We start from the raw sequence: 6024 nt of genomic DNA on the forward strand, positions 1-6024 counted from the left end.
TAAAAAAACTTTTACACTCTTTTGTGGGCTTTTATCAAAAAAAGTATTTCGAAAGAGAATAAAGAACTATAATTGAGGTAGCTATAGCAAAAATGAGTACTTGAATATCTAAGCCAAGATTCCATAATTTGGTCATCCAATCTAGAGTCTTTTTAGACTCTTTTTTTCGTTCATTAAAATAATAATACCAACAGAAAATGGAAATTATGGATATAATAATTATATCTTTTAAAGTCATTTTTTACACCGAACCTTTTGATTATCAATTGTTTTTTCAAAACACTTATTATTGTTGTATTGATTCTATTCTTTCTTTGGACTTACCTATTCTATATCCCATCTAGAAATTTCGACTCTGTAATAAATTTTTCAAAGAAATATACTTCAATCACCAAATTTCTGGTTCAACATCTTAACAAATTCCTTATCCTTAGAAGTGACTTCCCAAAATGAAGAATCGATTAATTCTATAATGTAATCCCTTTCTTTTTTATTTTCATCTTCCGTATAATCTTTATCTCCTACCAATACGAGGTCATAAATTTGAAGTATTTTCTTATCTAAATCTATTAATTCATCATAGCTTATCTCTAACCCCTTTTTTACTTCTGTTTCTAAAGCTAACATATCAAATCCTTTAATTGATACTCCTTCTATCCAACAAATTTTCCAATGTATCTCTTTAGGATTATTGATCAAGTATAAAATATCTATCAAACTTATTGATAAAATATTATCTTTTGAATCCCCAAATAGTTGTATTTTACTCATACTGTTATGGTTATGTATTTTATTTTTTGACACAATCTTTCCTATTGTATTTTCAGCAGTATTAATATTGTCGAAGATTTACAGGATATCGTGGACTTCTATGATCTATAAGGTCAATACTGCTGGCATAAATTGTTAATCGCACTTCCAGGGTGATAAAGTAAAACATAATACAGAGCTTTAATATTTAGAGTATTAATAACTAAGGTTACTATTACTTTTTCAACTCATGCTTTTTTACCAACTCTTTAAACTCAGAGCTTTTAATAACTTTACTAACAGGACTGCCATTTATTAAAGAATCATCACAATTCCACTCCATAGAATGGGTTACTTCCATTTTGTGTATTTCAACCATCAAGGATTCTTTTTCTTTAACTATAGTATCTCCTGCTCCCCAATAATAATAGAAACCGTCATACCATCGATAATTAGATAATTTTAATAATGTATCTCTTTGAGTAATTATATCTTTACCTGTTACTTCATAATAAAATTTGCCATCTCTAGCTCTTTTAATTGGCTCTTTATCTAAAACAATATTATACTGCTGCTCCAAAGTAATTTCAGTCATTTTTTCACAATATTCCTTATCCAAAAAACAAGAAGAAAAAAGAGTAATAATTAATAAACAAAGACATTTACCCCTCATACATAACCATTTAGTGAATTACTCACCTATAGTATAATACTCTACTTCAATATACTTCAAACCTTGTTCTTCATAAAAATCCAATAAGATTTTATCCTCTAAGCTTGAATTAATCAATTTAATAATACCACTTGGATCGTCATTAAAATCAAACTGAAAATTAAAAGAATTTATAGAATCCATCGCTAATGCTCCACAGTCTTGTGAAAAGTTAGTAAATAAATATATGCAATCCTCTGTCCTGAATTTATCTAAAGTGAATTTCCTTAATACATCTTTATCCTTGAAAAAAACTTTAATGGAAGACTTTAATTGTAATTCTCTTTCTTTTTCAATTATATCATCCGTCTCTACAATAGATAAAACTCTAACTTCATTTTCGTTTAACAATGTTATCCTTTTGATAACATCCATATATTCATTGAAATATTTTCTCCCGTAAAGACGACGCTTTTTTTGCTCTAAGTTCTCAACCATCAGTAATTTAAAGGTATTATTGTTCAATTGTGATCTTCCTTAATTATTCATTCTAATCTCTGCTTTACGCGGCTCTACTCCATTTTTTCAGTTTAAATATAATTAAAAAAGTTTCTAATGTTGACAAATAGCCTAAAAAAACAAAAGTATTCTCTAAGGTATAAGTGGAATTTAAAACAAGTTCACTTAGATAAAGAGTAAGTGATATAGCCCATAAATATCCTAATATGGTCTGTGGAATATAAAAGTTTTTGAACCTATAGTAATTCACACCTAATAAAATTAATCTTAAGACGATTAAAATTAAAATCACAAGCTTAAGAGGATAATCTTTAAGCAATAGAACTATTATAGATAAAAGCGCCCAACTTAAAAAATTGTATAAACTATAATTCTTTGAAGTATCTCCTTTATTTAAAATTGGAGCGCATAAAATCAAATTAAACAGTAGTAATACACCCACAATAATGTCGTAATACTCTATGTCTTGTCTAAATAAGCATACCATACCAATTAACAAAACAGGGAGGAACTTGATAAATACTTTTTTCATTACTTATTAGATATTAAAACATTAAATTTCCCTAATGTTTTTAGTTCTTTATTCTCCTAGCACAAACAAGATACTCATGCTTTGCAGGAGTGTAAACACTCTAATTGATTCCTATTGAGAAACATTCGTTTCTATTAACTCTCCTTTTTTATTTACAATCCAATACAAACTATTATCAATAATAAGTACTCGTTTTTTATAACCATACTTTTCAATATTTTTCTTCCTGTCTTTCAAAGATGGCATAGCTATTTCCTTATCTCTTTCATTTAAAACTACTGGTTTAAAATCCTTTACCTCTGTATTAAAAAAATAATCCGTTTCAAAAACTATCGGATAAAATTTGTCATTAATAAATAGCATTCTGTTTGTTAGTAATAACTCTCTGTTATCTATATCTATAAGATTAAACTTCAACATTGAATCAGACATGAACTCTACAAAAAATACTTTTTCACCATTTCCCTTAAATCTCAAAATTTCATTGTAAATCGATTCTTCTGTTTTCAAATCTAAAACATATGGAATTATTGCAGTTTGTTTCTTTGACGAACAACTTGTTAGTATTAATAAACTTAAAAATAAAATTAGTCGCATAAAAAATAAAATTAGTCGCATAAATAATTAAAGCCCGCCCCAACTACGTAAAGTATCCAAATAGTAAAACTTTTAGTACCAGAGTTCCCTTTTGTTCTTCTAAGATTACTGCTCCTTGACCCAGCTGGTGTAATTCTATATATTCTTACTTGAGCTCCCACTGTAGTGTCATAACCGTTCATAGAATATTCATTTAAACCTAAACTACAAGATACTCCATACATTGTTTTTCTCCTTATTTACTCTGTATAAAACAATGTTAGTCCAGTTTTTAACTCTACGTGGTAAATCATAACTCGCTTTTATCATAGGTTATTACTCATAAACTTTACATTCACACTCATGATTTAAAAATCAACCCCGTATCCCTTTTATATACATAGACTATTAGCTCAAAGTCTATAAGTTAGTAAAGATCAAAATCTACAACTCTTCTAAAATAACATTGCTTTTAGAAGCTTCAAAAACATCCGTTGCTGATATCTTTTCACAATAGTATTTACCGTGGTAACCATTCCAATAAGAAAAATAACTATTTATAAAAAAATAATAAAGGATACTTAATGTTTGCTGCCTTTCTAAATTTTTTACATTTAGAATTATCCTATTACTAGAAAGAATTTCACGCGTATATTTTTCTTTAAATGCATTAAAACCTAATGTTTGATACTCGTGCTTAATATTCTTATCAATCATAAAACATTCCCCAAAAATAGAACATCCTAAATTTATTTTATTTTCAATAATATTTTGAGCGAACTCTTCAAAAGTAAATTCATGTGAAATATTGGTAATATGGTTCCCAAAATACAATCTTCTTAATTCATCGATATCAAAGCAAACCAATTCATTTTGAGCGTCTCCATTTTTAAACAGAGGTACATACATATAATCAGAATAGCCATCTTCTTTGCTAATTTCAATCATCTTTCCCATTATAATATTTAAATCACTTTTTGTAGAGATTGTTCTACAAGAAATAAATAAGAACACACTTACTATCAAGCTTATTACTATCTTATACTTTTTATATACCTTCATAGCCTAATCGTTTTTCTATTGTCAGATTCTCTGTTGTAATATCTTCATTGCTTACATCTGTACTTTGGGATGGGGCGTCATAATTATCCTTTTCCATATAAATCTATCTTATTGTTATTATCTTATAGTGCTATAAGATAATTTGCTTTGCTTTGCTTTGCTTTGCTTTGCTCTCGAAACAATTTAAAATATTCCTCTAAAAGTGATTCTTGTAAATGGACTGTTCCCTCTTTTATGGCATATAGGGCAATACTATTTATACTCTTCACAAAATAATTATTAAATTCATTATGTCCTTCCTTAGCTTTTGAAAAATTATACTTAGCAAATAAACCTTTCAAAATTTCTGTTGTAGTTCTAGTGTAGTACATAATTTCATATGTCCAAACAATAAATAAACTATGCGTTATAGCTGATAATACTATACAATGTACTAAGTACGCGAGTAAATTGAAAATATTCAGAAAATAAAACTCGCAATAGCAAGTAAAAGCGATAATTCAAAATAAGATATATTGAAAACTTTATTTTATTTTGAGGTACAAAATGATTCAAAAATATTTAATACAGCATAGAATTAATCAGAATCTTAAAACTACAAATTTCCAAGCTTTAAACCTTGCTTATTAGTAACATTTTCTTGATTAGTATGATTTAAATCTTGATTAGAAATAACTACTATATCATAATTAAACATAAGGTATTAACAACCAACATCTTTCATCTACACTAGATTTCTAATCTAAATCTTGTTTATTTACTACCTCTTCTTGCTAATGCCACTTAAATATGTCTTTTACTAGCTTTTTACTAGATAAACCACCTAAGTTATAGAGGATTTTATTCCTTGCTTAAAGTTACTAAAATATTGTCTAGATAACTTCTACCCAAAATACCTTACCCTATATTTAGAATCATTATTGTGCGATAAAACTTAAAAAAACAACCATATAAAATTACTCTTTTTCAAAACTAATTAAATACCTCATCCTCTTCTTAAATATCTAATTCTTTCATTTTCAAAACCAAAGAGTCTAATTTATTTTGAATTTTTTGAATATACTCTTGTAAAAAAAGATAAATAATACTATGATTCCAATTAGCACTCCTTGCAATGCTGCTGCATTATATATTTTTTGAGAAGTAAAGTAAACATAAACTAAATACTCAAGGGTATATATGGCAATTATTGCTGAGATAAAAGCAAATATATTTTTTGTTTTTAAACTATAAAACAATGGAACTGAGAATAGTATTATATCTATAACAGGAAAAAATAATATTATCCATAGATAAAGAAATAAATCTTCTCCATTTCTTATATTACTGAATTCTAGTAATTTAAAACTATTATCCATAACCATAAAAACAAGAAATAGGATAAGGTATTTTACAAGTATATATACTACTATATTTGAAAAATTTCAATTTTAGCATAATCTATTACGGTTATAAATTTTTAAGGGGGTTATAAGAAAAATATTTCACTGTTTCGGAGCTTAAATTGACACTGTACCATAAACTGTGTAAGTATAAAAATCTGCTTGGGTAACTAAGCAGATTTTTTTATATATTTAATATTTAGACAGTTATGGATACAAAGAAGATTATCTCCGATGAAGTTTTCAAGGGCTTAAAGACTAAAGAAGACTTAACGTCCTTTTTTAAGGATTTACAAAAACGTGCAATTGAATGTATGTTAGAAGGTGAGTTAAATGCCCACCTAGACTATGATAAACATGATCTTAGAAAGGATCAAAACGCACGTAATGGTTATACTACAAAGACCATAAAAAGTGATTTAGGAGAAGATGTAATTAAAGTACCTCGAGATAGAGATGCTACTTTTAACCCAATGATTGTTCCTAAAAGGAAAAACATGATTGACGGATTAGAAAACGTTATCGTTTCCTTATACGCCAAAGGGATGAGT

General features: G+C 27.3%; 8 protein-coding genes. 1 reads left to right on the plus strand and 7 read right to left on the minus strand.

The features are described 5' to 3' along the window. Nucleotides 1–384: 384 nt before the first annotated feature. The 7 genes from ACYSNM_RS12735 to ACYSNM_RS12765 all read right to left on the minus strand — a co-directional run bounded on the left by ACYSNM_RS12735 (nt 385) and on the right by ACYSNM_RS12765 (nt 4462). On the minus strand, nt 385–771 hold the full coding sequence (locus tag ACYSNM_RS12735) for a hypothetical protein (RefSeq protein WP_461757255.1): 387 nt from the start codon (nt 769–771) through the stop codon (nt 385–387). Nucleotides 772–985: 214 nt separating this feature from the next. Beyond that, the gene (locus ACYSNM_RS12740; protein WP_461757256.1) at nt 986–1345 is read right to left on the minus strand and encodes a hypothetical protein; all 360 of its coding nucleotides are present in this window, start codon (nt 1343–1345) and stop codon (nt 986–988) included. Between the two features lie 96 nt (nt 1346–1441). Next, the gene (locus tag ACYSNM_RS12745; protein WP_461757257.1) at nt 1442–1900 is read right to left on the minus strand and encodes a hypothetical protein; all 459 of its coding nucleotides are present in this window, start codon (nt 1898–1900) and stop codon (nt 1442–1444) included. Between the two features lie 664 nt (nt 1901–2564). Then, nucleotides 2565–2963: a hypothetical protein gene (locus ACYSNM_RS12750; protein WP_461757258.1), complete on the minus strand. Its 399-nt coding sequence runs from the start codon at nt 2961–2963 to the stop codon at nt 2565–2567. Nucleotides 2964–3061: 98 nt separating this feature from the next. Next, nucleotides 3062–3274, minus strand: a complete 213-nt coding sequence (locus ACYSNM_RS12755; RefSeq protein ID WP_461757259.1) for a hypothetical protein — start codon at nt 3272–3274, stop codon at nt 3062–3064. A 199-nt stretch (nt 3275–3473) separates the two neighbouring features. Then, entirely contained in the window at nt 3474–4091 is a 618-nt protein-coding gene (locus ACYSNM_RS12760; protein ID WP_461757260.1) for a hypothetical protein, read from the minus strand. Nucleotides 4092–4213: 122 nt separating this feature from the next. Beyond that, nucleotides 4214–4462 (minus strand): hypothetical protein, encoded by a 249-nt coding sequence (locus ACYSNM_RS12765; protein ID WP_461757261.1) that lies wholly within the window; start codon nt 4460–4462, stop codon nt 4214–4216. 1220 nt (nt 4463–5682) lie between these two features. Between ACYSNM_RS12765 and ACYSNM_RS12770 the strand changes: the two genes are divergently transcribed. Next, nucleotides 5683–6024: transposase (locus ACYSNM_RS12770; RefSeq protein ID WP_461757262.1), on the plus strand; the 342-nt coding region annotated here is incomplete at its 3' end.

The organism is Myroides sp. LJL116, from assembly GCF_054871685.1.